Genomic DNA, 25,620 nt, shown 5'->3' with positions numbered 1-25,620 from the left:
TGACGCTCCACACCGAGGGTGGCTTCGTGCTGGCTTTCCAGCGGGTGGGGGACTATCAGCCACCTCGTGGGCGGGATCTCGTCCTGCCTCAGCAGTTCCGCGTCGACCTGGAGGTCAAGGACCTGGATCAAGCTCAGGCAGACGTCCTCGATCTGGGTGCCACGCTGCTCGACGATGGTGATGCGAAGAGGGGTTGGCGCATCTTCGCGGACCCCGCAGGACACCCGTTCTGCCTCGTCCGGCGCTGACGGGAGACACCGCGAGGGGCGGGGCGGGCAGCTGAACCGGTTGTGAGCGGACCCGGCGGTGTCGAAGATGGGGCGCATGTCTGAAGCTCCCGATGTTGCGACAGCCTGGCGATGGCTATTGGAACGCAAGCCGGGGACTCGGGGAGCTGCGCATGAGTCCCTGGCCGTCGTCGGCGAAGCCGCGTACGCCGAGTCGTGCCTGCGCAGCCTCTACCCGTTCCCGACGCACGGGGCACTGCACTTTCTGCGCGGCACCCCGCCGTGGAGTGAACCGGGCTTCGACGACCTCCCCTTCATCTTGTACGGCGGGCCCCCGTACAAGGTCTATTCGTCGGGCTACACCGAGCTGCTGGGAGAGGTTGCTACGCCGGAGGCAGCCGCCGCTCTCGCGGTGGCACACCTGCCGGCGCAGGTGGTCACGGAGAGCGGCGAGTGATTCGGCGAGCCGCCCGTGGCGCTCCAGCCTGCCGGTTAGGCCGCCGAGCCGTGGCACCGGCCGTACGGCTCGCCCGAGCCGCACCAGCAAGCCGCCCCCTGCTGTGGCGGCCAAGCCACAGCACGACCCCGGGCCGCCAGTGTCGTCGCGTACTGGGGGAGGAGCGTCGCGTCCGTCGGGGAGGCGAGTTCCGACGCCGCGAAGGCCTCGTACGACGGGACCGTGCCCGTGACGATGCCCAGGTTCGGGGTGCCGGAGGTGGAGAGTTCGCGGAGGGACTGCTCTATCGAGGACAGGTGGTCGGCGTGGGACGGGTACTCCGTCGACAGCGACGGGTACGCCTCCAGGAGTTCCGTGAGTTCGTCCGCCGGCCAGTGCAGGATCGCCACCGGGAAGGGGCGGGAGAGGGCCTCCCGGTACGCGCCCAGTTCCGCTCGGAGGCGGAGGATCTCCGCCTCCAGTTCTGCCGGATTCTCCGAGCCCAGGGACCACACGCGCTTGGGGTCGTGGAGTTCGTCCAGGGTGATCGGGAGGGAGTGGACCGAGTCCGCCAGGGCGTCCCACTCGTCGTGGGACTTGCCGAGCATGCGCCGTACGCGGTGGCGGCCGAAGAGGAGGGGGTGGGTGGCGTAGGGGGGCTCCTCGACGTCCGTCAGGAGGCGGTGCACGGCCTCCGTGAAGGTCTCGTGGGCCGCTTCCAGTTCGTCGTGGGATTCCAGGGACTCCGCGACGATCACCCAGGGGGCCGGGTCCTTGGGGGACGCTCCCCGGACACCCTCGATGATCGCGCGGGCCTCGGCCTCGTGGCCGTACTCCCAGAGGTTCGAGGCCTTGAGCGCCCGTACCAGGTGGGGGTTTTCCAGGCCGTCGGGGGAGGACAGCAGGCGGTCGTAGAGGGTGGTCGCGGTGGGGCGGTCGCCGGAGAGCTCCAGGTGGGCCGCCGCCCGCAGGAGCAGGGCCTCGGCGTCCTCGGGATACAGGCCGGCGGTCCGCTCCAGGCGTGCCGCCTCGGCGGTGTGGTCGACGTTTTCGGCAGGCGTGTCGGGGCGCATGGGGGACACCGTACTGCCGGGAGGTGACGAACGTGAGAGATGCGCAGGCCAGACCACTCGGCCTCCCGACTTCCCCCCGCTCGCCACCCGGGCTTCACGGTTCGTCCCGAACCGCCGCCGCCGGACTGCGGGCGGACCGCAACCCGACTACAGCGTCACGTTGTCTATTTGGAGGGTTTGGACTGACTTCGCCGAGAATGGGACGCTTACCGACTTACCGCTCAGGCGGATGTCCGAGCGTGCCGTGTAGAGGTCGCCGCCGCCCGTCGTGACCGTGTTCCAGCGCGGGACCACGCCCCCGGAGCCGCCCGTCACCGTCGAGAAGCGGGAGAGGTCGAAGGTGAGGGTCTGGGCGGAGGCGGAGGTGTTCACCGCGACGATCACCAGGCGGCGGGCCGTCGCGTCGTACGCCGCCACCGCGTAGTCCACGCCCGTGTCCAGGATCGTCATGCCGGGGCGGATGTGCCGGCTGAACTGGGCCATCACGTAGTGCTTGGTCTGGACGGTGGTCGGCTGCAGGGTGTTCGCGTCGTAGGCGATCATCGCCCAGCCCGTGGACGGGTCCATGACCTGCCAGTAGCACCAGGCGGTCGGGTGCAGCCAGCGGAAGTCGAGGCAGAGGTTGGAGGCCATGGTCAGGCCGGTGCCGTCGCTGTCGCCCGTCTCGGAGTTCCACAGCTTCTTGCGGGAGGTGGTCACGACGTCCGTGAAGAGGAGGTCGCGGCGGCCGCCCGAGCCCTGGTAGCCGTGCACGTTGACCTGGGAGACCAGGCCCTTGGTCGTCGAGTTGAAGGACGACCACGTGGAGCGGGCCGTGTCGTAGTTCGTCTCGTCCGAGGCTGCTATGCGGAGGTTCGTCAGGCCGCGTTTGTCCAACTCGCTGCGCATGTACGGGAGGACGGCCGCCTGGACCGCCGGGTCCATGTGGCAGCCCTCCTGGGTGCCGGTCGCGGTCCACCAGGTGGAGGCCGGCTCGTTGAAGGGGTCGACCGTCCCGAAGTTCACGCCCCAGTTCGACTTCGCGTACAACGCCGTCGCCGCCAAGTGCGAGGCGTGCTGGCGGTAGTTCCAGGTCTGGAGGTTGTTTCCGCCGCCCGACGCGCCCGAGGGGTTGTGGTTGCTGCACATCCACCACATCGGGGAGTTGGCGAACAGTTCGGTGATCGCGCCGCGCTGGGTCGCCTTCACGAGCATCGCGCGCTGGTTGGCGTCCGCCGTCCACTTCCACGCCGAGGAGGTGGGGTCCTCGTTGTTCCAGTCCTGCCAGAAGCCCTCGATCTGCTTGAAGGCGGGGATGTTGGGCGACTTCACCATCGTTTCGCCGCCGACGCTGTTCCAGCTGCACGCGCCGAGGTTGTAGCGGGCGATGTTGAGGCCCAGGCCGGGGAGGGAACGGCCGTTGTACGTGACGGACTTGGTGGTGAAGAACAGGTCGGCGAAGTCGTCCCGGGCGCCGAAGACGTTGGCCCACCAGGCGAGGGAGGTGCCCCAGCCCTCCCAGGTGCCGTACGTCGTCGACGGGTTGACGGCGATCGTGGCGTCCGCGTGCGCGGTGCCCGTCGCCAGGGCGCTGCCGAGGAACGTTCCGCCTGCTGCGGCCAGCAGACTTCTGCGTCGGATCACGGCTCCTCCGTAAGGGAGAGGGGGGCGGACGCCGGTCCCCGGCCCGGCGTCACAGGGGTGTCCCCGTGGTTGGTGACGAGAAGCATCGGGTGTGGCGGGTGGGTTGTCGAGAGTTCTGACGAACCTTCTTCAAACCGGTTTACGAAGTCGCCGGCCCGCTCCGGAGGGTGATCCTGTATAAGGAACGACAGGGCATACACGCGTACGGGAGGAGGGGCAGCCGATGAACCGGAGCTGGGCGACGCTGCGTCCCGCCCTCGTGTTGCTCTTCCTGCTCGTCGAGGTGGCGCTGCTCGACACCGGAAGCCTCTCCGCCACCGTCGCCCTCGCCGCGACCGCCGCCGCCTCGGCCGCCCTCGCGCTCTGCGCCGTCGTCGCCTCGCGCTGCGCGCCCGCCGTGCCGCGCACTCGGGTGCGTACGGCCATCCGCGACCGGGACCGGCGTACGGCCTTCCTGCCACAGCGCGATCCCGACGCCCGGGGACGCACCCGGCCCCGGGCACCCGGTCACGCCCTCCGGGCGACCGTCGCGTAGGGGCACCTCCACACCCGAAGTGACCCCGCGCGGGTCGTCATGCCGCCATGACCCGTTTCCGGCACGACGAGACCCCCGGAGGGCTCACCCATGTCCGTCTTCGCCAGCCTGGTCGAGCACCTTGCCGACCTGCTCCAGCCGCTGTTCGGCGCCTCGGCCGCCGCCGCGGCGATCGTCCTGTTCACCGCGCTCGTACGCCTCCTCGTCCACCCCCTGTCCCGGGCCGCCGCACGCGGCCAGAAAGCCAGGACCGCGCTCCAGCCGAAGATCGCCGAGCTGCGGAAGAAGCACGGCAAGAACCCCGAGCAGCTCCAGAAGGCCGTGCTGGAGCTGCACGCCGAGGAGAAGGTCTCGCCGCTGGCCGGCTGCCTGCCGGGGATGCTCCAGATCCCCGCGTTCTTCCTGCTCTACCACCTGTTCTCCAGCGACACGATCGGCGGCGAGGCCAACGGGCTGCTCGGCCACCAGCTGTTCGCGGCGCCGCTCGGGGAGCGGTGGACGGACGCCCTCGACGGCGGTCTCCTCAGTGGCGCGGGGCTCGTCTACGCCGGGCTGTTCGTGGTCGTGGCCTGCGTCGCCGCGTTCAGCTACCGGCTCAGCAAGCGCATGATGGCCGCGAACCCGGCCGCCCAGGGCGGTGACGGGGAGCAGCTGCCCGGGCTGGGGGCGGTGACGAAGGTGATGCCGTTCATGTCGTTCTTCACGCTGGTCACCGTGGCCGTCGTACCGCTGGCCGCCGCGCTGTACGTCGTCACCAGTACGACGTGGAGTGCCGTCGAGCGGGCCGTGCTCTACCGGTGACCGGTCGGGCCGGGTCCAGTACGTGAACGGGGTATTGCGGAGTGCACCGCGAGCTTGGACGATCGACCAGTCCTCCGATGGCTCTGCCCCGCCGCATCCGGGTCGCGCGCATCGGCCGGGCGCCCGCGATCGAGGGAGACTGATCATGAAGCTGCTGCGAGTCGGTACGGCCGGGGCGGAGCGGCCCGCGCTGCTCGACGCCGAGGGGGCCCTGCGGGACCTGTCGGGCGTCGTCCCGGACATCGACGGCACGCTGCTCGCCGACGAGGAGGCACTCGGCCGGGTCCGGGCCGCCGCCGACGCCGGTGACCTGCCCGTACTGGACGCCACCGGGTTGCGGGTCGGGCCGCCGCTGGGGCGGATCGGCAAGATCGTCTGCATCGGGCTGAACTACCACGACCACGCGCGCGAGACCGGCTCCGAGCCGCCCGCCGAACCGGTCGTCTTCATGAAGGCGCCGGACACCGTGGTCGGGCCGCACGACACGGTCCTCGTGCCGCGCCGGGCCCTCAAGGCCGACTGGGAGGTCGAACTGGCCGTCGTCATCGGCCGTACGGCCAGGTACCTGGAGTCCGTGGAGGAGGCGCTCGCGCATGTCGCCGGGTACGCCGTGGCGCATGACGTGTCCGAGCGGGAGTTCCAGATCGAGCGGGGCGGGACCTGGGACAAGGGGAAGAACTGCGAGACGTTCAATCCGCTCGGGCCGTGGCTGGTGACCGCGGACGAGGTACCGGACCCACAGGACCTGTCCCTGAAACTGTGGGTCAACGGCGAGCTGAAGCAGGACGGGACCACGGCCGAGCAGATCTTCCCGGTCGGGGAGGTCGTGCGGTACCTCAGCCAGTTCATGACGCTGTACCCGGGCGACGTGATCAACACCGGGACGCCGGCGGGGGTGGCGTTGGGGGCGCCCGAGCCGAAGCCGTTCCTGCGGGCCGGGGACGTCGTGGAGCTGGAGATCGAGGGACTCGGGCGGCAGCGGCAGGAGTTCAAGGACGCGTAGGCGCTCCGCTGGAGGGCCGGGGAACTGCGGTCGCCTTCGGCTGCGGGCCGTATGTGGCTGGTCGCGCAGTTCCCCGCGCCCCTAGGGGCGCTCCCCTCACGCCAGTGCAGAAGCCAGCTCGCGCCACGCCTTCCTCGGGAGGGCGTCGCGGGGCTCGCCGTTCACGACCTGGAGGGCGACGTGGTCCGCGCCCGCCTCGAAGAAGGCGTCGATCTTCGTGCGGATCGCCGTGTCGTCGCCCCAGGCGAAAAGGGCGTCGACCAGGCGGTCGCTGCCGCCGTCCGACAGGTCGTCCTCGGTGAAGCCGTGCCGGAGGAAGTTGTTGGTGTAGTTCGGCAGGGGGAGGTAGATCTCCAGGAACTCGCGGGCCAGCGCGCGGGCGCGGGCCGGGTCCGTCTCCGGGACGACGCCCAGCTCCGGGGCCAGCAGCGGGGCCTCGCCCAGGATCTCGCGGGCGTGCGCCGTGTGCTCCGGGGTGACCAGGTACGGGATCGAGCCCGCCGCCCGGTCGCGGGCCAGCCGCAGCGACTTCGGGCCCAGGGCTGCCAGCAGGCGGCGGTCGGCCGGCACTCCGGCCGCGTCCAGGCCGTCGAGGTGGCCGACCAGGGCCGAGTAGGGGCGGGCGTACTGCTCCACCCGCTTGGCGTGGCTCACTCCGAGGCCCAGCAGGAAACGCCCGGGGTGGGACGACTCCAGGTCCGCGAAGGCCGAGGCGGAGGCGTCCGGCTCGTGCTGCCAGATGCTCTGGATGCTGGTGCCGACCTTGACCTTCGAGGTCGCCTCGATGAGCGGGGCGGCGTTGGCGGCGGAGCTGTTGCCGCCCAGCCAGAGGGCGCCGTAGCCGAGTTCCTCCAGTTCGGCGGCGGCCTCGGCGAGTTCGCCGCGCCGGTCCGGGTCCTCGGAGCGCAGGCCTACGCTCCAGATGCCGTACCGGCCGAGCGTCTCCTTCAGGGGGGTGGTCATCGGTGGGGGTCCCTCCGGTTGGGGCGCCGTGCTTGATCACGCGGACACAGGTGCCAACCGGAGGGAGTCTCCGCTCATTCCATGAGCAGGCTCAGTGGTCCAGGAACCGCTCCAGCGCCTCCACCACCATGCGGTGATCGTCGAGTTGAGGCAGGCCGGAGACCGTCACCGCGCCGATCACGCCCACGCCCTCGACGGTGATCGGGAAGGAGCCGCCGTGGGCCGCGTAGGTGTCGGGGTCGAGGCGCGAGGACTCCTCGAACGTGCTGCCCTTGGCGCGGAAGCGGGCGCCGACCAGGTAGGAGGCGGAGCCGTAGCGCTCGACCACCCGGCGCTTGCGGGCGATCCAGGCGTCGTTGTCCGGGGTGGAGCCGGGCAGTGCCGCGTGGAAGAGCTGCTGGCCGGAGCGGTGGATGTCGATGGCGACCGGGGCCTGCCGCTCCCGGGCCATCTCGACGAGGAGCGAGCCGAGCGCCCAGGCGTCGTCGTACGTGAACTGGCGGAAGACCAGGAGGCGTTCCTGCTTCTCCAGTTCCTCCAGACTCGGGGTGAGCTCCGGGTGGAACTTCGGGGTGAGCCCCTGGCTGTGGGAGGGGTTGCTCTTGTGGGTCACAGGGTCACCGTCACCTTCTCGAGGGCCGAACGACGAGCGGCCTCCAGGACGTCCAGGGCGGCGGCCGCCTCCCGCGCGGTCACGGGGTTCGGGGCGCCCTCCAGCAGGGCCTTCGCCACGGTCGCATAGTAGGCGGGGTAGTCGCCCGGGAGGGTGGGTTCGGCGCGTCCGCCGCCGGTGACCGGGGACTCGCCCGAGCCCACACGGCCCCACAGCGACTCGGGCTCCACGCCCCAGCCGGGGCCGGGGCGCAGGCCGTCGCGGAGCGCCGCCTCCTGGGGGTCGAGGCCGTACTTGACGTAACCGGCGGTGGAGCCCAGGACGCGGAAGCGGGGGCCCAGTTGGGCGGTCGTCGCGGAGACGTGGAGGTGCGAGCGGACGCCGCCGGTGTGTGTGATCGCGATGAAGGTGTCGTCGTCCGTCTCGGCGCCCGGGCGGCGGATGTCCGTCTCCGCGTACACGGAGGCCGCCGGGCCGAACAGGACCAGCGCCTGGTCGACGACGTGGCTGCCGAGGTCGTAGAGCAGACCTCCGATCTCTGCGACGTCGCCGGACTCCCGCCAGCCGCCCTTCGGCTTCGGGCGCCAGCGCTCGAAGCGGGACTCGAACCGCCACACGTCGCCCAACTCGCCCGCGTCCAGCAGCTTGCGCAGGGTCAGGAAGTCGTTGTCCCAGCGGCGGTTCTGGAAGACGGAGAGGAGCAGCCCGCGCTCCTCGGCGAGGGCGGCGAGCGCGCGGGCCTCGGCCGCCGTGCCCGCGAGGGGCTTGTCGACCACGACCGGCAGACCGGCCTGCAGCGCGGTCGTCGCGAGCGGCACGTGCGTCTTGTTCGGGGACGCGATGACGACCAGGTCCAGCTCGGCGGCCCGGTCGAACAGCTCGTCCGGTGTGGCCGCGAGACGGATGTCCGGGAACTCGGCACGGGCCTGCTGCTGCCGTTCGGGGTTCGAGGTGACCACCGTGTCGAGGGTGAGGCCCTCGGTGGCGGCGATCAGCGGGGCGTGGAAGACGGAGCCGGCGAGGCCGTAGCCGACGAGGCCGACGCGGAGGGGCGAGCCGGGGGCTGTGCCGAGGGGTGTGCCAGTCATGCCACCCACTTTCGCAACGCTGTTGCCAAAGTGCAAGCGCCGGGGACAATGGGGGCGTGGACAGGGCGGACGACCGTACGGGCGGAGTGGGCGGCATGCGCGGGGCGGGAGCTGCGGGAGCAGCCGGTACGGCCGGGGCGGGGGGCGGCGGGGTGAACCTGCTCTCCCTGCGCAGCCACAACGCCGCGCTGGTGCTCGACCTGCTGCGGACCGCCGGGGACGAGGGCATCAGCCGCCTCGAACTCGCCGAGCGGACCGGGCTCACCCCGCAGGCCGTCAGCAAGATCACGGCCCGGCTGCGGGAGGACGGGCTGGCGGCGGAGGCCGGACGCCGGGCGTCGACCGGGGGCAAGCCGCGCACGGTGCTGCGCCTGGTGCCGGAGGCCGGGCACGCCGTCGGGGTCCATCTGGACCGGGACGAGGTGCGGGTCGTGCGCGTGGACCTGCGGGGGACCGTGGTGGGGGAGCGGCGGGCCGCGCTGGATCTGGGGGCTGGGTCGGAGGCCGTACTGGCTGCGGTGCGGGAGGCGGTGGCGGGGGTGTTGCCGGCCGGGGGTGAGGGCGGAGTCCGGCAGAGGGTGGTGGGGGGAAACGGGGGCTCCCATGACGAAAACTCCCGGCTGGGACCGGCCGGGCTCGAGCCGGCCCTGCTCGGGGTCGGCGTCGCGTTGCCCGGGCCGCTCGATCACGGGCGGGGGGTGCTGCGCCGGGTGACCGGATTCCCCGAGTGGGACGGCTTTCCGCTGCGTGCGGCGCTGGCGGAGCGGCTCGGGGTGCCGGTCGTGGTCGACAAGGACACCAACGCGGCGGCGCTGGGCCTCGCCGCCGGCGGTGAGCGCGGCTCCTTCGCGTACCTGCACCTCGGCACGGGGCTGGGGGCCGGGCTGGTCATCGGCGGCAGCGTGCACCGGGGGGCCAGGACCGGGGCCGGGGAGTTCGGCCACCAGGTGATCCAGCTCGACGGCCCGCCCTGCACCTGCGGGGACCGGGGCTGCGTCGAGGTCCTGTGCCTCGGGGCGGTGGCGCGCGGCGATCTGGACGAGGCGGCGCGGGTGCTGGGCGCCGGGGCGGCGAACCTGGTGGGGCTGCTCGACATCGACGTCGTCCTGCTCGGCGGCCGTACGGTGGCGGCGGCGCCGGACGCCTTCCTGGTCGGGGTCGGCGCGGTGCTGGAGGCCCGGGCCCGGCGAACGGGCCAGGACGCCGTACCCGTACGCGTCGCGGCCGGGGGAGACGGGGCCGTGGCGGTGGGGGCGGCTCAGCTGGTGCTGGGGCCGGTGTTCGGGCGTGGAGGAGGCTGAGACCGGGGGCGGCGGGAAGGGGCGTTGCCGGTCCGGCGGCAGGAACTCGTCCGCCCGCCCGCAGCAACCCGTTCGGGTCCGCCCTGCCGTGTGGCATGTGTGCTCGGGCCGGCCACTCGTTCTCCTCGTGCAGCAGGCGAAGGGCGGGCCCGACGGCTCCGGCCGGGCGCAGCACCGGGCCAGGCAGCTCCGCGACCAGTAGACGTACGGTCCTCGCGCGCGCAGGCCCTGCGGCGACGACAAGCCCCTGGTGTCCGCCGACCGGGCGGATCCACGCCGCCGTTCGGGGTCGGTTCGCGGCGGCGTCGTCTCGTGAGCCTCTCCGCTCGGAATGTCACATCATCATGCGACTCTGCACGCCCGCTCACTTCTGCCTGGCGGCGGCAGCGGCGGCTGCCGTCCTGCTTCCCGGTGCACATCCGGCGCACGCGGACGCCCCGGCGCACGCTGACGCCCCCGCGCCCGCCTGTGCCGCGCCCGACGACCACACCTTCCCGCTCACCACCCGCATCCACGGCGGCCCCGACTCCTACACGGCCGGTGGCGGGTTCGGGACCTTCTCCGTCGACCTGACCAACACGACCGACCGGACCTGCGCCGGGATCCACCCCGTCGTCGTGCTCGTCGACGGCAAACGGGCCCTGGAACCGTCCCAGCCCCGCCTCGAGTTCTTCGAGGGGGCGCGCGCCCACCCCGTGCGGTTCGAGAAGACCGGCGAGGACGAACTCGTCGGGGCGTTCGGCGGCGAGGAGGACGGCTTCGCCGGGTTCACCGTCGGACCGGGCGACACCGTCACCGTGAAGGTGCGGCTCGCGCTCACCTCGGACGCCGTGCCCAACGAGGTCACGGCCAACGCCGCGGTCGTGCAGCGGCACGACGACGACGGCGACTGGGTCGGGCAGTCGAACGACTACCGGTTCCGGATCGACGACGGCGAGCCGGGGACCGGCACCGACACCGCCACGGACACCGACACCGACACCGACACCGACACCGGTACGGAATCCCGCCCCGACTCCGAGGCGTCCGTCCCGCCCCGCGAGGACCGTTTCCCCTTCGCGGAGGAACTGGCCCGGACCGGCACCGGCACCCGGGTCGCCGCGGCCACCGCGGTCCTGCTGCTCGCCGGCGGCGCGGCACTGCTCGTCGCACGCCGCCGCCGCGGAGATTGACCGGAGGGGCCCTAGACGGGCCGTCCCGCCAGTCGGGACGCCGTACGCGGACCGTTCCGCAAGATCCCGCCACTGTCTAGGCTGGGTCGCAGGCTGGACCGCGTACGGCAGGAGATCCCGCACATGGCAGACCGCAAGCCCATCGAATCGTGGCTCACCGACATGGACGGTGTGCTCATCCACGAGGGCGTTCCGATCCCCGGCGCCGACGCCTTCCTGAAGAAGCTGCGCGAGTCCGGGAAGCCCTTCCTGGTCCTCACCAACAACTCGATGTACACCCCGCGCGACCTGCACGCCCGGCTGCGCCGCATGGGCCTCGAAGTGCCGATCGACAGCATCTGGACCTCGGCCCTGGCCACCGCCCAGTTCCTGGACGACCAGCGGCCGGGCGGGTCGGCGTACGTCATCGGCGAGGCCGGGCTGACCACCGCGCTGCACGACATCGGCTACATCCTGACCGACCACGAGCCGGACTACGTCGTCCTGGGCGAGACCCGCACGTACTCCTTCGAGGCCATGACGAAGGCGGTGCGGCTCATCCTCGGCGGCGCCCGGTTCATCTGCACCAACCCCGACGAGACGGGTCCCTCCACCGAGGGCCCGCTGCCCGCGACCGGTGCCGTGGCCGCGCTGATCACCCAGGCGACCGGCAAGAAGCCGTACTTCGCGGGCAAGCCCAACCCGCTGATGATGCGGACCGGGCTGAACGCCATCGGGGCGCATTCCGAGACGAGCGCGATGATCGGCGACCGTATGGACACCGACGTGCTGGCCGGCATGGAGGCCGGGATGCAGACGTTCCTGGTGCTCACCGGTCTGACCCGGCCCGAGCAGGTCGAGGACTTCCCGTACCGGCCCTCGCAGGTCGTGGACTCGATCGCGGACCTCGTCGACCGGGTCTGACCACCGGCCCCTGCGACGGGCGGGGCTCAAACCCTCGGTCACCCGTACGGAGCAGCCACCGCGTCCTTGAGGATGCGGCGGCCCACCGGGCGGGGGAGGCTCCAGGCGTCTGGAGGTTCACGATGGGTTCCCTGAAAGTCACTGTCTGTACGAGCGTCCTGGCCGTCGTCGCCCTCGCACCGGCGGCCTACGCGATGGACGCTGGGAGCGTCTCGGTGACCCCGGCGCGCCCCGCCCCCGGCAGTGACGTCACGCTCCGCGTGACCGGCTGCGCCCAGCGAACGGCCGTGGCCGCCTCGGCGGCGTTCGTCGCGGACGCGCGGCTCACCGTCGCAGGCGCCGACGAGCTCGTCGGCGACAGCCGCGTCCGCTCCACGCTCAAGGCGGGTTCGTACACCGTGCGGGTCACCTGCGGTGCCACGCGGCGGACCGGCACGCTCACCGTCCAGGACGGCGGGGCGGGACCTGAGGCGGGACGCTCTGGGGCCGCGCGAGCCGGCGTGCCCGGGGCCGGTGGCCGGCCGCCCGCCCCCGGCCAGGGCGGGCAGCCGCCCGTGCCCGACAAGGGCGGACAGCCGTCCGCACCCGGCGTCGACACGGAGGCGTTCCCCTCCCGCCGGCCCGGCGCACCCGCCTCGCCCGTCGCCCCCGTCCGGGCGGGTGGTGGCGGTGCCGCCGACTCCCTGGCCGCCGAGGAGCGCGGCGCCGGTCCCGGCACGGCGCAGGGGGTGACCGGACTCGTGCTCGCGGGGGCGGCCGCGTTGGTGGTCGTCGCGCTGCGCGGTGCCCGCCGGGGCCGCGGAACGGACTGACCATGCACGATCACGATGACGTTCAGAGACGCTTCTCGGGCACCGGCCGCCTGCTGACCGGCATGGCCTGGGTCGTGCTGCTGCTCGGGCTGTGGCTGTGGGGCCGCGAGGTCACCGAGATGCGGCACGGCATCTCGGCGCCCACCACGGGTGACATGGCGGCGGCCGGACGGCCCCCGGACATCAAGCTGCCGCCGGAGCACCGCCCGCTGGGCGACGCGCTGCCGCAGCGTGTCGACATCCCCGGGCTCGGCGTCCAGGCCCCCGTGGTGGCGCGCGGTCTCGACGCACGCGGGGCGCTCGACCCGCCGCCGTACGACCAGCCGGGCGTGGTCGGCTGGTACGCCGGCGGGGTCGCGCCCGGGGCGCCCGGAACCGCGCTGATGGTCGGTCATGTCGACACCGAGTCCCGGCCCGCCGTCTTCTACAAGGTCAGTGCCATGCGGCCGGGCCAGACGATCCGGGTGGTCCGGGCCGACGCCAGGATCGCCGAGTTCACCGTCGAGTCCGTCCAGGTCCTCACCCGCGACCGCTTCGACGCCCACCAGGCCTACGGGCCCCGCGAGTCGGGCCGTGCCGAACTGCGGCTGGTCACCTGCGGCGGCAGCTTCGACCGTACGACCCGCAGCTACACGGCGAACGTGGTCGTCTCGGCGTACCTGACGGGAACCGGCCCCTAGTGGAGTGACCCGGCGAGCTGCGCGGGAGGCCACGGGGGCCACGGTGGGTGAATCTCTGGCCGGAGGCCGGGCAGGTGCTGTGAGGACTTCAGAACCGAAGGGCCGCCCCGGCCCAGAGGTTGGATCACACCAAGTCCGGATACGGTGGCGCTGCGTCATCGCGCCGGTGAGGTTCGCCTCGTGGGCGTCGCGGGACGTATGTCAGGATTGAGACTTGGAACGGTGCACCCAAGGGGGAGTTGGATGTACGGCAGCAGGGGGGCCGGGGCGTTCGCCAAGAGGCGGATGTCCGCAGTGGTGCTGGGGGCGGCACTGCTGGTGACGGGGTGTTCCTCCTCCGACGGAGGAGACGGAACGGACGAGCGCGGTGACGCGGGCGCCGGGATCACCCAACAGCCCAAGGAAAAGGCCCCCTTCTGGGTCAATCCGGACGGGACGGCGGCCCGGCAGGTCGCCGCCCTGGAGAAGTCCGGCAAGAAGCAGGACGCCGAGCAGATCCGCAAGATCGCCGAGCAGCCGGTCGCCGAGTGGGTCGGCCCGGACGACCCGCAGGAGCAGACCCGGGGCTTCACCGAGGCCGCCGGCAAGGCCGGCCGCACGGCGCTGCTCGTCCTCTACAACATCCCGCACCGCGACTGCGGCCAGTACTCGCAGGGCGGAGCCGCCGACGGCAACGCCTACCGCGAGTGGCTCGACGGCGTCGCCGCGGGCATCGGCGACCGGCCCGCCACGATCGTCCTGGAACCGGACGCCCTGCTGCACCTGGTCGACGGCTGCACCCCGGAGCAGTTCCACGAGGAGCGCTACGACCTCCTCAAGGGCGCCGTCGCCAAGCTGAAGTCGCTGAAGAACACGAAGGTCTACCTGGACGCGGGCAACGCCGGCTGGCAGAACCCCGACCAGATCTTCGAGTCCCTGAACCGCGCGGGCATCGCCCAGGCCGACGGCTTCTCGGTCAACGTCTCCAACTTCTACTCCACCGAGGACTCCATCGCCTACGGCAAGCAGCTTTCCGCCAAGGTCGGCGGCAAGCACTTCGTCATCGACACCAGCCGCAACGGCAAGGGCCCCTACAACGACGGCAAGCCCGACGAGCGCTGGTGCAACCCGCCGGGCCGCGCCCTGGGCGAGACCCCGACGACGAAGACGGCGGACCCGCTGGTCGACGCGTACCTGTGGGTCAAGCGGCCCGGCGAGTCGGACGGCGAGTGCAAGGGCGGCCCGAAGGCGGGCCAGTGGTGGGCGGACTACGCGCTGAAGCTGGCGAAGGCCACCGCCTGACGCGACCGTCTCGAGCGGCTGACGCGCCGGCCCGTACGAAAGGGGCGCCCTCCTCGCGGAGAGCGCCCCTTGCCGTCGATTCTCAGGGCACCTTGACCCACTGCGCCTTGCTCGGGGTTCCGTCGGCGTCCGTCACGAACAGCATGTACCAGCCCGCCTGGACCAGGTTCCGGTTCTCCGGCACGGTCACCGTCAGCTTGTCGCCGGACGCCTTGAAGTCCAGGGCGATCGACCGCTGGTCGACGTCGGTGACGTGCGTGGCGGCGCTCGGCCGGATCAGCCGGACCTTCTTGACCTTCGCCGCGTCCGACGAGGTGAACGTCCCCGTGGAGCCGCGCTCGATGGTCTGCGGACCGCCCGACAACGAGGGCCGGTCCCCGTCGCCGTACAGGTAGGGCGGCGTGTAGATCTCGATGCGCTGCTCGAACTCGCCCGGCTTGGTGTTGGCCTTGTCGGCATACAGCGAGTCGGAGCCGAAGAACATCACGCGTCCGTCGGGCAGCAGGATCGACCCGGAGTGGTAGTTGCGGCCCACGAGCGGGTCGGCGACGCGCCTGAGCTCGTTCTTCTCCGTGTCGTAGAGCCGCGCCTCGAAGATGTTGGAGTCGCCGCGGCCGCGGTAGTCCTCCGAGCCGCCGGAGATCAGCACGCTGTCGTCGGGCAGGACCGAGGCGTTCGGATAGCGCGTGCCCTTGTCCAGGGACGGGCCGTCCACGAAGCGCGGGTTCGCCTTCTTCAGGTCGACGATCCGGGTCTTCTCACTGGACTTCTCGGACTCGCCGACGCCGCCGCCACCGACCACCATGTACTTCTCGTCCTGCGCAGGCGGCAGCAGCACCGTGCCGGACGTCTCCATCAGGGTGGGGTCGCTCAGACCGGGGATCTTGGCGAACTTGTTGGTGTCCACGTCCCAGACGCCCGGCTCACGGCCCACGTTGTCCGGCCCGTAGCCCGCGTTGGAACCCGAGTAGAAGACCTTGCCGTTCTGCATGAGGAACAGCGCCGGGTAGGTCGGGAACTGCCGGACCTTGCCGGTGTAGGCCCACTTCTTGGTCTTCGGGTCGAAGATCTCGTTCTTGCCCGGGACCAGCTGGCCGATGTCGTCGAGCCCGGAGACGCTGAGGATCTTCCCGTCGCTCAGGGTGGTGAGCGTCGGGTACCAGCGGGCCTCCTTCATCGGGTCGACCTTGATGTACTTCTCGGCCACCGGGTCGAACTCGAAGGCGTCCCGGATCCCCTGGAAGTCCTTCTTGTCGAGGGCCAGTTTCTGCGCGATGCCGTAGGTGTTCTTGGCGTCGGCGCCCTTCAGGCCGTGCACGCGATAGTTGTCCTGCGTGCCCGTCTCGAACTTCTTGCCCCGCTTCTGCGCCTCGACGTAGATCCGGCCCAGGCCGGGGTCGTTGCGCAGGAACCTGCCGGTCGCCTTGTCGAAGACCTTCTTGGCGCGCGGCACGAGCACCGGGTCCTTGGAGACGAAGGTCTTGCCGTTCTTCTTGCCGGTGAACGTGGTGCCCGCGGGCAGGGTGATCGGCGCGTCCGGGTTCTCGTTGTGGACGATCATCAGGCCGCCGGCCTTGGTGACGTCACCCTGGAGCTTCTCGTAGCGCTTGGTGCCGCCCGCGATCAGCAGATTGCCGTTGGCGAGCTGGGTGTGGCCGGTGCAGAACAGGTCGGCCGGCGTGGGGACCTTCTTGACGGTGCCCTTGAGCGGGTCCCATATCCGGGTGTCGAACTTCTTCGCGTCGAAGTTGTCCTGGTCGTTGCCCGACCCCGCGACGAGCAGCACCTTGCCGGTGCGCAGCAGCGCCGCGTGGATGGTGTTCTGCCGGTACTCCTCGGGGAAATCGACTATCTCCCACTTGCCGTTGGCGGCCTTGTACTCCGGCTTGTTGATTGTGTACTGGTGGTATTTCTCGGTGCTGAAGCGGTAGAGCCACGGCCCGTTCATCCCGGCCAGCGCGAGTACCACCGCCGTGCCGATCGCGAGTCGACGGGCCCGGCGGCGGCCTGCACGGTCGTTCATTCCTTACGTCCCCCAAGTCCACCAAGGGCGATCTGCATGGTCTGGTCGGATCCCCCGACCTCCCCGTGTGCGCCCGGGGTGGCGGCCCACGTGGGCTTGTGCTGCGGGGTGTGCCCCGACGGCTGCTGCGGGATGGGCAGCGGCTGCGTCCGGTGCGGCCCCGCAGGGTCCTGCGGCTGTCCCGCGGCAGGGGCGGCGGGCTTCCTCGCGTCCTGCCGCAGCTGCCAGCGCCAGGCGAACACCGGCGAGGCGGTGATCAGCAGCGCGAACGTCGCCCAGATGATCATCGCGGGGTGGGAGTGGCCGAAGACGAAGCCGGCCGCGATCGACCCGCCGAAGATCGCGACGAAGTACCAGTGGTAGCGGAACGTGCCGAACCAGCGGTCCGGGCTCGCCGAGTCGCCCTTGGGCGTCACCACGAACTTGCTCTTGCGCCGCAGCACGGAGTCGATCAGCGCCTTCGCGTACAGCGGTGCCGACAGCGCGGACATCACCATGCCGGCCACACCGCCGGAGCCCTCCGGCTCGTGCGGCGAGACGTTGTGCCGGCGGTTCCAGACGTACAGCCCGATCTGCAGGGCGGAGGCGTTGCCGTAGAGCATCAGCCAGACCGCCGGGTCGATGTTCACACCCGAGGCGCCCAGGCCCAGGAACAGGCAGCAGCTCAGCGCCGCCAGGATCCAGTTGAGGGCCGACATCGGGTAGAAGATGATCATCATCGTGTAGTTGAAGAGCTTGCTCGGCGGCAGCGAGTACCAGCCCTTCCAGTACTGCCCGATGATCGTCTCGTACGTCCCCCGCGACCAGCGCATCTGCTGGGTGAAGAAGTCCGTCCAGGCGCTGGGGCCCTCACCGACCGCGAGCACGTCCGGCGTGTACACCGAGCGCCACTTCTTCCCCGTCGCCGGGTTCTTGTGGCGGTGCATCTCGAAGCCGGTCGCCATGTCCTCGGTGATCGAGTCGTACAGACCGCCGATCTGCTTCAGGGCCTTGATGCGCACGGCGTTGGAGGTGCCGACGAACATCGGGGAGCCGTAGCGGTTGCCGGCGCGCTGGATCAGCGCGTGGAAGAGGAACTGCTGGGACTCGGCGGCCTTGGTGATGGGGTTGTCGTAGTTGCCGTAGACCTGCGGGCCGATGACGAAGCCGACGTCCGGGTCGCGGAAGAAACCGAGCATCCGCTCCAGGTAGTTGGGCAGCGGCACGTGGTCGGTGTCGACCGAGGCGAAGAAGTCGTAGTCGTCGCCGTGCGCTTCAAGCCAGGCGTTGTAGTTGCCGTGCTTGGTCTTGGCGCGGTGCGGGCCCTTGGCCTGGTTCCACTTCGCGACGCCCTTGCGGGAGAAGTGGTGCACGCCGAGGCGCTCGCAGACCGCCTTCACGTCGGGGTCGTCGCCCTCGTCGAGCAGCCACACGTGCATCAGGCCCCGGTGGCGGATTCTGACGGCCGCCTCCAGGGTCTTCGTCACCATCTCCAGCGGTTCCTTGCCGGGCACGAAGGAGGTGAGGAAGGCCACTCTCGTGCCGGTCTCGGGCACCACCGGGATCGGGTCGCGGGCCACCAGCGTGGCGTGCGCGTTCGACAGCACGTTCATGCAGCGGAAGAACTCGATCAGGCCGATCGAGACGAGCATGACCATGTCGAGAGTGGGCAGCCAGTCGAAGGCCGGGTAGTCGCGCTCGGTCCAGTGCTCGGGCTGGAGCAGCCAGAACAGCAGCACCAGGGACAGCACCGGGGCCGCGGCCAGCATCAGGGCGACGCGGATACGGTGCGGCTCCTGCGAGATGAGCGAGCGGTACTGCACCTTGTACGGCTTGTTCGGATCCGGCTGGGTGAGGGGACCAGCGAGCCGGCTGTAGTGCTCGTAGTCGTATCTCGGCAGCGTTTTCTTGATTCGCCGGAACGTCCCCGTCGTGCTCATCCGGTGCGCCGGCACCCTGAGCTGGGTGGTCTGGGACGGGTCGTTTTCCTGCCGGGCACCCGTGGGCCTCGACGTCATGAGTCATCCCCCCACACGCGGACAGCCGCGTGTTTCGTAGCTTCCTACCGCCTGCTGCTGGTCCCCCTCGACCTTCACAGACGTATCAGTGGTGGATCGCAGTCACCACGTCATCCACACCCTATAGACACGGCAACGCGACCTTCCGGTTGCATGATGCCCCCCACGGCATCGGTCCGTGGACGGGGCCCCTACCCCCGCCCAGCGCGCAACCGGCTCCGAATCCCCCCAACTGCCGCGAAATCGCAGCATCCTGAAAAACCAGAAAACCAAGGTTCTACGGCGCCCATCATGATCGCAAGATGCGAAACACGGTGGTTACGGTCATACGCGTTCATTGTGGCGGGTGTGGGGGCCCTGTGGAGACGTTGTCGACAGGCGGGCGCGGATGTTGCCGAAGTGCTCTCTTATGGCCTCCTCCGCCCGCATCGAGTCGCCGGACCGCACCGCGTCGAGGATCTCCCGGTGCTGCCGGCAGGTCACCTTCGGGTCCTGCGGCTCGCCCCCCAGGTCCGTGTGAACCCGGTGGAAGGCGTCCCAGAACGCCTCCAGGACCTCGCACAGCAGCACGTTGTCCAGCCCCCGGTAGAGGGTGGCATGGAAGGCCCGGTCGGTCTCGGCGAGGCCGGCTCCGCGCGCGGCCTGCTCTTCCATACGGCCGACGAGCGCGTCCAGTTCAAGGAGGTCCGTTTCCGGCATCCGCCCGGCGAGCCGGGACACGAGCCCCGTCTCCACCGCCTCCCTCAGCTCCAGCAGCTGGAGCAGGGAGTCCTCGCCCCGGTAGTGCCCGGCGACCGTACGGAAGGCGAGACCCTCGATCATCGGGGCCAGGGACATCGGGCCGACGTAGGTGCCGAAGCCGTGCCGGATCTCCACGATGCCCATCGCCTGGAGCGCCTTCAGGGCCTCCCGCACCGAGTTCCGGCTCGCGCCGAGGTGCTCCATCAGCTCGGGCTCGGTCGGCAGCGGGGCCCCGGAGGCCAGCCGGCGGTCGATGATGAGCTTCTTGATCCGCTCCTGTAGGTCACGCGCTGCCATGGCCAGAGGGTATCCGGCCAGACCCGGAGGGGGACCTCGAAAGGACATACAGGGGCATACAAAAGGCCCCCCGCTTCCGCGAGGGGCCTTCCGGTCGGTGCGCCGCCAGGGACTCGAACCCCGGACCCGCTGATTAAGAGTCAGCTGCTCTAACCAACTGAGCTAGCGGCGCCTGCTGACGTCGTAACCCTACAGGACGTCGAGAGGTGCTCCTGACCACCGCCCGGGGGTGCGGGCCCCCGGCAGGGCGGCCGCGTACATCATTCGGACCGTCAGCATGCGAGCGAGGAAGACAGTTGCGAAACTGGCCACGCGCGCCCTCCGGTGCCCGGGCGCCGCATTTTCCGCCCGGAAGTGTGAGGGGAATCGCATGGAGTCGCCGGTATTCGAGGAAATCGACCCCGCGAGCGACTGCGACTGCCCCGGCTGTGTCCACTGGCGTCGCGCCCTCCCGCATTCCTGGGCCGGCCGCGCGGGCGCCCACCCGGCGGCGCACCGGGCTCTCGCCCTGGCCGCCGTGGCCTCCGCCGCCCTCGGCGCGGGCCACACCGTACCGGCCGCAGCGGCCCCGCACGCCCCGCACCGACCGGGCATTCCCGCAGGTGACGAGCCCGACACCCCTCAGGGAGCCACGTCCCCGCTGCATGGCCCCCCAGGCCGTACGACGGAGCCCTCCGCCGCCCCCGAGCCCACCGCCATCACTCGCGCGGAGATCATCGACAGGGCCAGGACCTGGGTCGCCGCGAAGGTGCCGTACAGCATGAGCGCCTATTGGTCCGACGGTTACCGGCAGGACTGCTCGGGCTATGTATCAATGGCCTGGCGGCTGCCCGGAAACGAATGGACGGGAAGTCTCGCGGCGTTCGGGGAGAAGATTTCCAAGGAGGAACTCCAGCCGGGCGACATTCTGCTGTTCCACAATGCGTCCGACCCCGAGAAGGGCTCGCATGTCACCATCTTCGGCGGCTGGACCGACAGCACCCGCACCTCCTACACCGCCTACGAGCAGACCCGCCCGCACACCCGCCGGCAGTCCACCCCGTACGCCTACTGGAACGACTCCGACCGGTACGTGCCCTACCGCTACAAGGGCGTCACCGCGCAGGAGCCGGTCCCCGGGAAGGACGGCGGCCAGGCGGGCGCCCCGGCCGTCACGCCGTACCCGGGAGCGGTGTATTTCGGCCGCGGCGCGAACAACAAGTACGTCACGGAGCTCGGCCGCATGCTCGTCGCGCGCGGGGCCGGCGCCGCGTACGCGTCGGGCCCGGGGCCGCGCTGGACCGATGCCGACCGGCGGGCGACCCGGGCGTTCCAGCTGGCCCAGGGCTGGACCGGCGCCGACGCCGACGGGCTGCCCGACCCACGCACCTGGGAGCTGCTGGTCACGGGCCAGGGCGAGGACGTGAAGGACGAGCCGGTCGGCCAGCCGCCCGCCTCCCACGGTGTCCCCGGCTATCCCGGGCGGGCGATGTTCCGGCCCGGCGCGAGCAACCCGTACGTCACCCAGCTGGGCGATCAGCTCGTACGGAAGGGGTTCGGCAGGTTCTACCGGGTCGGGCCGGGGCCGCGCTGGGGCGAGGCGGACCGGCGCGGCGTCGAGGCCTTCCAGCGCAGTCAGGGCTGGCGGGGCGGCGCGGCGGACGGCTACCCGGGCCCGGAAACCTGGCGGCGCCTCTTCTCGTAGGACCCCAAGGCCCCTCGGCCCCCTCCGGGTGGGCCCCGAATCCCCGGTCGGGCCCTCGAGGGTCCTGCATCCGGGACCACCGTTGTGACGCATCTGGCGCGGAGGCTGGAGGCACGCATGAGTACGACCACTTCCCACACGTCCGAGTCCGACGGGCCGGCCGACGGACCGGCCCGGCCCGCCCGGCTCATCCAGAACGAGGCCACCACCGAGATCCCCGTCCACCTGCTGTTCCGCGACGACCCCGACCCCGCGCCGGTGCCTGTGAGGCCGGCGGTCGTCGGCCGCAGGCAGGGCACGGGGGAGCAGCCGCGCCTCAGGCGCCCGGCGGCCGCCCCGAAGCGCCCGGTGCCGGAGGTCGACCCCGACCTGGTGGAGCGGCCCGCGCGGGTGCTGCCCGGCGCGGCGGGCGTGCTGGCCGGGGCCTGTGGCGCGGCCGGGTGCGTGGCCACCTCCTGGTGGGCCGGGGTGCTGCCGCCGCTCGCACTGGAGGCGCTGCGGCTGCCCGCGTACGCCGGGGCCGGGCTCGGCCCCGCGCAGTGGGCGGCGTACGCGGCGGCCGGGGCGCTCGGGCTGTTCGGGCTCGGCGGGCTGGCCCGGGGCCGGACCGGGCGGGCCTGGGTGCTGGACCTGTTCGGCCGCTACCGGGGGACCGTCCGGCGCTCCGGCCTGCTGTGGGTCAACCCGCTGCTGCTGCGCCGCCGGGTGGACGTACGGCTGCGGCACTGGCGCAGCGAGCCGGTGCCCGCGGCCGACGGGGGCGGGGTCGCGCTGCGGGTGGTGGTCCTGGTGGTGTGGCGGGTGCGGGACACCGCCCGGGCCATGCTGGGCGTCGAGGACCACGAGGCGTATCTGCGCGAGTGCGTCGAGGCGGCGCTGGCCCGGGTCCCGGTGGAGATGCCGGGCGGGCCGCGGGGCGCCGGGGACGCGGCGGCCGAGGCGCTGACCCGGCTGGTGGCGGCGGACGCGGCCCCGGTCGGCCTGGAGGTGTTCTCCGTGCAGCCGGTCCGTGTGGAGTACGCCCCCGAGATCGCCGCCGCGATGCACCGCCGCCGGATCGCTCAGCTGGACGCACGGCACCGGGCGAGCGTGCTCACCTCGGTCGTGGACTCGGTGGAGGACACGGTGACCCGGCTGACCATGCGGGGGCTCGTCGAACTCGACGACTACGAGCGGAAGGTGCTGGTGAAGGACCTGACGGTGGCGTTCTGCGCGGGCCGGGGAGAAACAGCTCCGTGATTGGTATGGACATGTTCAACAAGCGGCCATAATCTCGAACTTGGTCTAGACCTACATGCACGGCTCACTGAACCTCCCCCACGTTCTCCAGGAGCGGCAGCATGCGTACCAGGACCAAGTTGTCCGCAGCCGCGGTGGGACTGGCCACGACCGGAGCCCTCGTGCTCTCCTCCGGCGGTGCCAGCGGCCACGGCTACACCGACCTCCCCATCAGCCGGCAGAAGCTCTGCCAGAACGGCACCGTGACCAACTGCGGATCCATCCAGTGGGAGCCGCAGAGCGTCGAGGGCCCGAAGGGCTTCCCGGCCTCCGGACCCGCCGACGGGCAGATCTGCAACGCCGGCCTCGGCCACTTCAGCCAGCTCAGCGCACCGCGGACCCCGTCCGGCGGCGCCTGGCCCGCCACCAGGGTGACGGGCGGCCAGAACTACACGTTCCGCTGGCAGTTCACCGCCATGCACGCCACGACCGACTTCAAGTACTACGTCACCAAGCCGGGCTGGAACCAGAACCACAATCTGGCCCGCTCCGACCTCAACCTCACCCCGTTCTTCACGGTGCCGTACAACGGGCAGCGCCCGCCGTCCACGCTCTCCCACAGCGGCAGGCTGCCGACCGGGCTCAGCGGCCGGCACGTCATCGTGGCCGTGTGGACGATCGCCGACACGGCCAACGCGTTCTACGCCTGCTCGGACGTGACCTTCTGAATCCTGCCGAACCTCTGAGCTTCTCTTGAGTCACCGCTGCGGCCGGTGTGGGTAAGTTCCTGCCACGCCGGCCGCTCGATGGCCGCCCAGGGCATCGGGGAGCTCATGGAAACCTTCTTCTACATCGTGCCCATGCTCATGATCGCGCTCGCTTCCTGTGCCGTGGTCGTGGTGATCCGCCGCTCCGTGCGGGTCAGCCGCGCCTGGAACAGCGGCCTGACCGCCGAGGCCCGCTGTCTGCGGACGTACACGACGACGAGTGGGGGCGGCGACAGCTCGGTGCGCACCACTCTGCACCACGTGTACGAGTTCACCACGCGCGAGGGCCGTGGCGTCCGCTTCGAGGAGCATGGCGGGCCGGGGACGACCCTCGAGGGCGACATCGTCACCGTGCACTACCCGGCGGACCGCCCGGAGCACGCCACGGCCAGGCCTCCGGCGCAGGGCAAGCTCGTCGCGGGCACAGGATGTCTGCTCGCCTTCCTCGGCACGTTCATCCTCTTCGCCATCGGCTTCATGGTGGTGACGTACGCGATGTTCTCCGCCGTGGGCGACTTCCCGCAGCCGTAGCGCTCCACATCTGACGATACGTCAACTACCGTGCGCACCCATGGACTCCAGGGCGAGCACGGTCGCGGAACTCATCGCCGCCCGGTGGGGCGACCACCGCCCCGGCCTGCGGCACGAGGGCCGGACTCTGACGCACCACGAGGTGGCGGCGGGCGCCGCGGCCCGGGCGGCACTCCTCACGGACCTCCTGCCGCCGGCCGCCGAACCCCATCTCGGCGTGCTGCTCGACAACACCCCCGAGTTCCCGTTGTGGCTGGGCTCCGCGGCCCTGGCCGGGGCGGCCGTCGCCGGGGTCAACCCCACCCGGCGCGGTGCCGAACTCGCCCGCGACATCCTCCACACCGAGTGCCGCGTCCTGATCACCGAGCGGGCCCACCTGCCGCTGCTCGGGAACCTGGACCTGCCGGGGGTCCGCCTGCTGGTGACGGACACCCCCGAGTACGCCGAGCTCCTCACCCCGTACGCGGACGCCCGCCCGGACCCGCGCAGGGCCACCCCCGGCGACCGCTTCCTGCTCTACTTCACCTCGGGCTCGACGGGCGCCCCCAAGGCCGCCCTCTGCTCCCAGGGCCGCCTGGCAGCCGCCGGCCGCTCCCTGGCGGACCAGTTCGCCCTGTCCGCGGACGACGTCCACTACGTCTGCATGCCGATGTTCCACGGCAACGCCGTGATCGCCGACTGGGCACCCGCGCTGGTGACCGGCGCGACGGTGGCGCTGCGCCGCCGCTTCTCGGCGTCCGGGTTCCTGCCGGACGTACGCCGGCACGGGGCGACGTACTTCACGTACGTGGGCCGGGCGATCCAGTACGTCCTCGCGACCGGGCCCCGGCCGGACGACCGTGACAACCCCCTGCGCCTGGGCTTCGGCACGGAGGCCGGCGCGGTGGACGCGGCCGCCTTCGAGCGGCGGTTCGGGGTGCGGCTGGTGGAGGGCTACGGCTCGTCGGAAGGCGGGGCGGCGATCGCGTGGTCGCCGGGTACACCGCCGGGCGCCGTAGGCCGGGCGGCACCCGGGCTCGTCGTCCTCGACCGGGAGACCCGCGAGGAGTGCCCGGCGGCCGTCTTCGACGGGGCGGGGCGGCTGCTCAACGGGGACGAGGCGATCGGCGAACTCGTCAACCAGGGACCCAGCCCCTTCGAGGGCTACTGGCGCAACCCGCCGGCTGAGGCGGAACGCCGCCAGGACGGCTGGTACTGGACGGGCGACCTCTTCTACCGCGACACCGACGGCTACCTCTACTTCGCCGGCCGCACCGACGACCGCCTCCGCGTGGACGGGGAGAACCTGGCCGCGGCGATGATCGAGAACATCCTCGCGCGGTACGAGGGGGCGGAGGCGGTCTGTGTGTACGCCGTACCGGACCCGGTCACCGGCGACCAGGTGATGGCGACGATCGCCGGTTCGTTCGATCCGGAGACCTTCGCGGAGTTCCTCGCCGCCCAGCCCGATCTCGGGACGAAGATGGCGCCCCGGTTCGTGAGGGTGGTGGAGCGGATGCCGGTGACGGCGACGAACAAGATCCAGCGGGCGAAGCTGCGCAGGGAGGGTGTGCGGTGCGCCGACGCGGTGTGGTGGCGGCCGTCCGGGGAGCGGGCGTACCGCAGGCTGACCGACGGGGATCCGAGATGCGCTGAGGGGCCCCTCGCTCCCACGAGAGGCCCCTCATCCGTGCGCCGCCAGGGACTCGAACCCCGGACCCGCTGATTAAGAGTCAGCTGCTCTAACCAACTGAGCTAGCGGCGCATGACTCTCGCCTGCCATCGGAATCGTGTTCCGCGGCGGGCGACGGAGAAAATACTACCCAATGCCGGGGGGTGCTCCGGACCACCCGGCAGGGCCGACGACGTCGT

24 protein-coding genes and 2 tRNA genes are annotated in these 25,620 nt (G+C 71.4%); 16 read left to right on the top strand and 10 right to left on the bottom strand.

Annotated features, from left to right (window positions below; all coding sequences use genetic code 11):
* Both ABT116_RS13745 and ABT116_RS13740 read left to right on the top strand, forming a co-directional pair.
* Positions 1-248: VOC family protein (locus tag ABT116_RS13745; protein WP_351632124.1), on the top strand; the 248-nt coding region annotated here is incomplete at its 5' end.
* A gap of 76 nt (positions 249-324) precedes the next feature.
* Positions 325-684 (top strand): DUF6193 family natural product biosynthesis protein, encoded by a 360-nt coding sequence (locus ABT116_RS13740; RefSeq protein ID WP_351632122.1) that lies wholly within the window; start codon positions 325-327, stop codon positions 682-684.
* Between the two features lie 35 nt (positions 685-719).
* Here the strand turns inward: ABT116_RS13740 and ABT116_RS13735 are convergent, their stop codons facing one another.
* Together ABT116_RS13735 and ABT116_RS13730 are read right to left on the bottom strand one after the other, a co-directional pair.
* The gene (locus tag ABT116_RS13735) at positions 720-1,736 is read right to left on the bottom strand and encodes an SEC-C domain-containing protein (protein WP_351632119.1); all 1,017 of its coding nucleotides are present in this window, start codon (positions 1,734-1,736) and stop codon (positions 720-722) included.
* Positions 1,737-1,883: 147 nt separating this feature from the next.
* Positions 1,884-3,359: a glycoside hydrolase gene (locus ABT116_RS13730; protein ID WP_351632117.1), complete on the bottom strand. Its 1,476-nt coding sequence runs from the start codon at positions 3,357-3,359 to the stop codon at positions 1,884-1,886.
* Positions 3,360-3,582: 223 nt separating this feature from the next.
* On the opposite strand from ABT116_RS13730, the gene ABT116_RS13725 reads away from it, so the two are divergent.
* From ABT116_RS13725 to ABT116_RS13715, 3 genes are all read left to right on the top strand, one after another.
* Entirely contained in the window at positions 3,583-3,894 is a 312-nt protein-coding gene (locus ABT116_RS13725) for a DUF6412 domain-containing protein (protein ID WP_351632114.1), read from the top strand.
* Between the two features lie 90 nt (positions 3,895-3,984).
* On the top strand, positions 3,985-4,695 hold the full coding sequence (locus ABT116_RS13720) for a YidC/Oxa1 family membrane protein insertase (RefSeq protein ID WP_351632112.1): 711 nt from the start codon (positions 3,985-3,987) through the stop codon (positions 4,693-4,695).
* Positions 4,696-4,840: 145 nt separating this feature from the next.
* Positions 4,841-5,698, top strand: a complete 858-nt coding sequence (locus ABT116_RS13715) for a fumarylacetoacetate hydrolase family protein (protein WP_351632110.1) — start codon at positions 4,841-4,843, stop codon at positions 5,696-5,698.
* Between the two features lie 96 nt (positions 5,699-5,794).
* On the opposite strand, the gene ABT116_RS13710 is transcribed toward ABT116_RS13715, so the two are convergent.
* The 3 genes from ABT116_RS13710 to ABT116_RS13700 all read right to left on the bottom strand — a co-directional run bounded on the left by ABT116_RS13710 (position 5,795) and on the right by ABT116_RS13700 (position 8,362).
* Complete coding sequence (locus ABT116_RS13710; RefSeq protein WP_351632107.1) at positions 5,795-6,661, bottom strand: LLM class F420-dependent oxidoreductase; 867 nt, start codon at positions 6,659-6,661, stop codon at positions 5,795-5,797.
* Between the two features lie 91 nt (positions 6,662-6,752).
* A complete protein-coding gene (locus tag ABT116_RS13705; RefSeq protein WP_351632105.1) occupies positions 6,753-7,274 on the bottom strand; it encodes a heme-degrading domain-containing protein in 522 nt (173 codons plus the stop codon).
* A complete protein-coding gene (locus ABT116_RS13700) occupies positions 7,271-8,362 on the bottom strand; it encodes a Gfo/Idh/MocA family protein (RefSeq protein ID WP_351632103.1) in 1,092 nt (363 codons plus the stop codon). Before ABT116_RS13700 ends, ABT116_RS13705 begins: the two co-directional genes overlap by 4 nt.
* A 95-nt stretch (positions 8,363-8,457) precedes the next feature.
* On the opposite strand from ABT116_RS13700, the gene ABT116_RS13695 reads away from it, so the two are divergent.
* The 6 genes from ABT116_RS13695 (at position 8,458) to ABT116_RS13670 (ending at position 14,511) form a co-directional block, all read left to right on the top strand.
* Positions 8,458-9,663, top strand: a complete 1,206-nt coding sequence (locus ABT116_RS13695) for an ROK family transcriptional regulator (protein WP_351632126.1) — start codon at positions 8,458-8,460, stop codon at positions 9,661-9,663.
* Positions 9,664-10,007: 344 nt separating this feature from the next.
* Positions 10,008-10,835, top strand: a complete 828-nt coding sequence (locus tag ABT116_RS13690) for a hypothetical protein (protein ID WP_351632100.1) — start codon at positions 10,008-10,010, stop codon at positions 10,833-10,835.
* Positions 10,836-10,958: 123 nt separating this feature from the next.
* A complete protein-coding gene (locus tag ABT116_RS13685) occupies positions 10,959-11,738 on the top strand; it encodes an HAD-IIA family hydrolase (protein WP_351632098.1) in 780 nt (259 codons plus the stop codon).
* Positions 11,739-11,860: 122 nt separating this feature from the next.
* A complete protein-coding gene (locus tag ABT116_RS13680) occupies positions 11,861-12,550 on the top strand; it encodes a hypothetical protein (protein ID WP_351632097.1) in 690 nt (229 codons plus the stop codon).
* Between the two features lie 2 nt (positions 12,551-12,552).
* Positions 12,553-13,230, top strand: coding sequence for a class F sortase (locus ABT116_RS13675; RefSeq protein ID WP_351632095.1), 678 nt, complete (start codon positions 12,553-12,555; stop codon positions 13,228-13,230).
* Between the two features lie 243 nt (positions 13,231-13,473).
* On the top strand, positions 13,474-14,511 hold the full coding sequence (locus tag ABT116_RS13670; protein ID WP_351632094.1) for a glycoside hydrolase family 6 protein: 1,038 nt from the start codon (positions 13,474-13,476) through the stop codon (positions 14,509-14,511).
* An 82-nt stretch (positions 14,512-14,593) separates the two neighbouring features.
* Here ABT116_RS13670 and glxA read toward each other — a convergent pair whose 3' ends face one another.
* The 4 genes from glxA to ABT116_RS13650 all read right to left on the bottom strand — a co-directional run bounded on the left by glxA (position 14,594) and on the right by ABT116_RS13650 (position 19,741).
* A complete protein-coding gene (gene glxA, locus ABT116_RS13665) occupies positions 14,594-16,534 on the bottom strand; it encodes a radical copper oxidase GlxA (RefSeq protein ID WP_351632091.1) in 1,941 nt (646 codons plus the stop codon).
* Positions 16,531-18,531, bottom strand: a complete 2,001-nt coding sequence (locus ABT116_RS13660) for a glycosyltransferase family 2 protein (protein WP_351632089.1) — start codon at positions 18,529-18,531, stop codon at positions 16,531-16,533. The genes glxA and ABT116_RS13660 overlap by 4 nt, the downstream gene beginning before the upstream one ends.
* A gap of 324 nt (positions 18,532-18,855) precedes the next feature.
* Positions 18,856-19,569 (bottom strand): FadR/GntR family transcriptional regulator, encoded by a 714-nt coding sequence (locus ABT116_RS13655; protein ID WP_351632086.1) that lies wholly within the window; start codon positions 19,567-19,569, stop codon positions 18,856-18,858.
* A 98-nt stretch (positions 19,570-19,667) separates the two neighbouring features.
* Positions 19,668-19,741, bottom strand: a tRNA-Lys gene (locus ABT116_RS13650).
* A 198-nt stretch (positions 19,742-19,939) separates the two neighbouring features.
* Here ABT116_RS13650 and ABT116_RS13645 point away from each other — a divergent pair.
* From ABT116_RS13645 to ABT116_RS13625, 5 genes are all read left to right on the top strand, one after another.
* On the top strand, positions 19,940-21,253 hold the full coding sequence (locus tag ABT116_RS13645; protein ID WP_351632083.1) for a peptidoglycan-binding protein: 1,314 nt from the start codon (positions 19,940-19,942) through the stop codon (positions 21,251-21,253).
* Between the two features lie 117 nt (positions 21,254-21,370).
* Entirely contained in the window at positions 21,371-22,492 is a 1,122-nt protein-coding gene (locus ABT116_RS13640) for an SPFH domain-containing protein (RefSeq protein WP_351632080.1), read from the top strand.
* A gap of 101 nt (positions 22,493-22,593) precedes the next feature.
* Positions 22,594-23,199, top strand: a complete 606-nt coding sequence (locus ABT116_RS13635) for a lytic polysaccharide monooxygenase auxiliary activity family 9 protein (RefSeq protein ID WP_351632077.1) — start codon at positions 22,594-22,596, stop codon at positions 23,197-23,199.
* Positions 23,200-23,304: 105 nt separating this feature from the next.
* The gene (locus tag ABT116_RS13630; RefSeq protein ID WP_351632074.1) at positions 23,305-23,769 is read left to right on the top strand and encodes a DUF3592 domain-containing protein; all 465 of its coding nucleotides are present in this window, start codon (positions 23,305-23,307) and stop codon (positions 23,767-23,769) included.
* 40 nt (positions 23,770-23,809) lie between these two features.
* Positions 23,810-25,474 carry a long-chain-fatty-acid--CoA ligase gene (locus ABT116_RS13625; protein ID WP_351632072.1) on the top strand — a complete coding sequence of 555 codons (1,665 nt, stop codon included), beginning with the start codon at positions 23,810-23,812 and terminating at the stop codon, positions 25,472-25,474.
* On the opposite strand, the gene ABT116_RS13620 is transcribed toward ABT116_RS13625, so the two are convergent.
* Positions 25,440-25,513: transfer RNA gene (locus ABT116_RS13620), tRNA-Lys, on the bottom strand. The two genes, ABT116_RS13625 and ABT116_RS13620, sit on opposite strands and share 35 nt — an antisense overlap.
* Positions 25,514-25,620 lie beyond the last annotated feature (107 nt).

This window comes from Streptomyces sp. NPDC002130 (genome assembly GCF_040296465.1).
In the GTDB taxonomy this organism is placed as follows: Bacteria; Actinomycetota; Actinomycetes; order Streptomycetales; family Streptomycetaceae; genus Streptomyces.
This window is presented reverse-complemented; position numbering and strand designations above follow the sequence as displayed.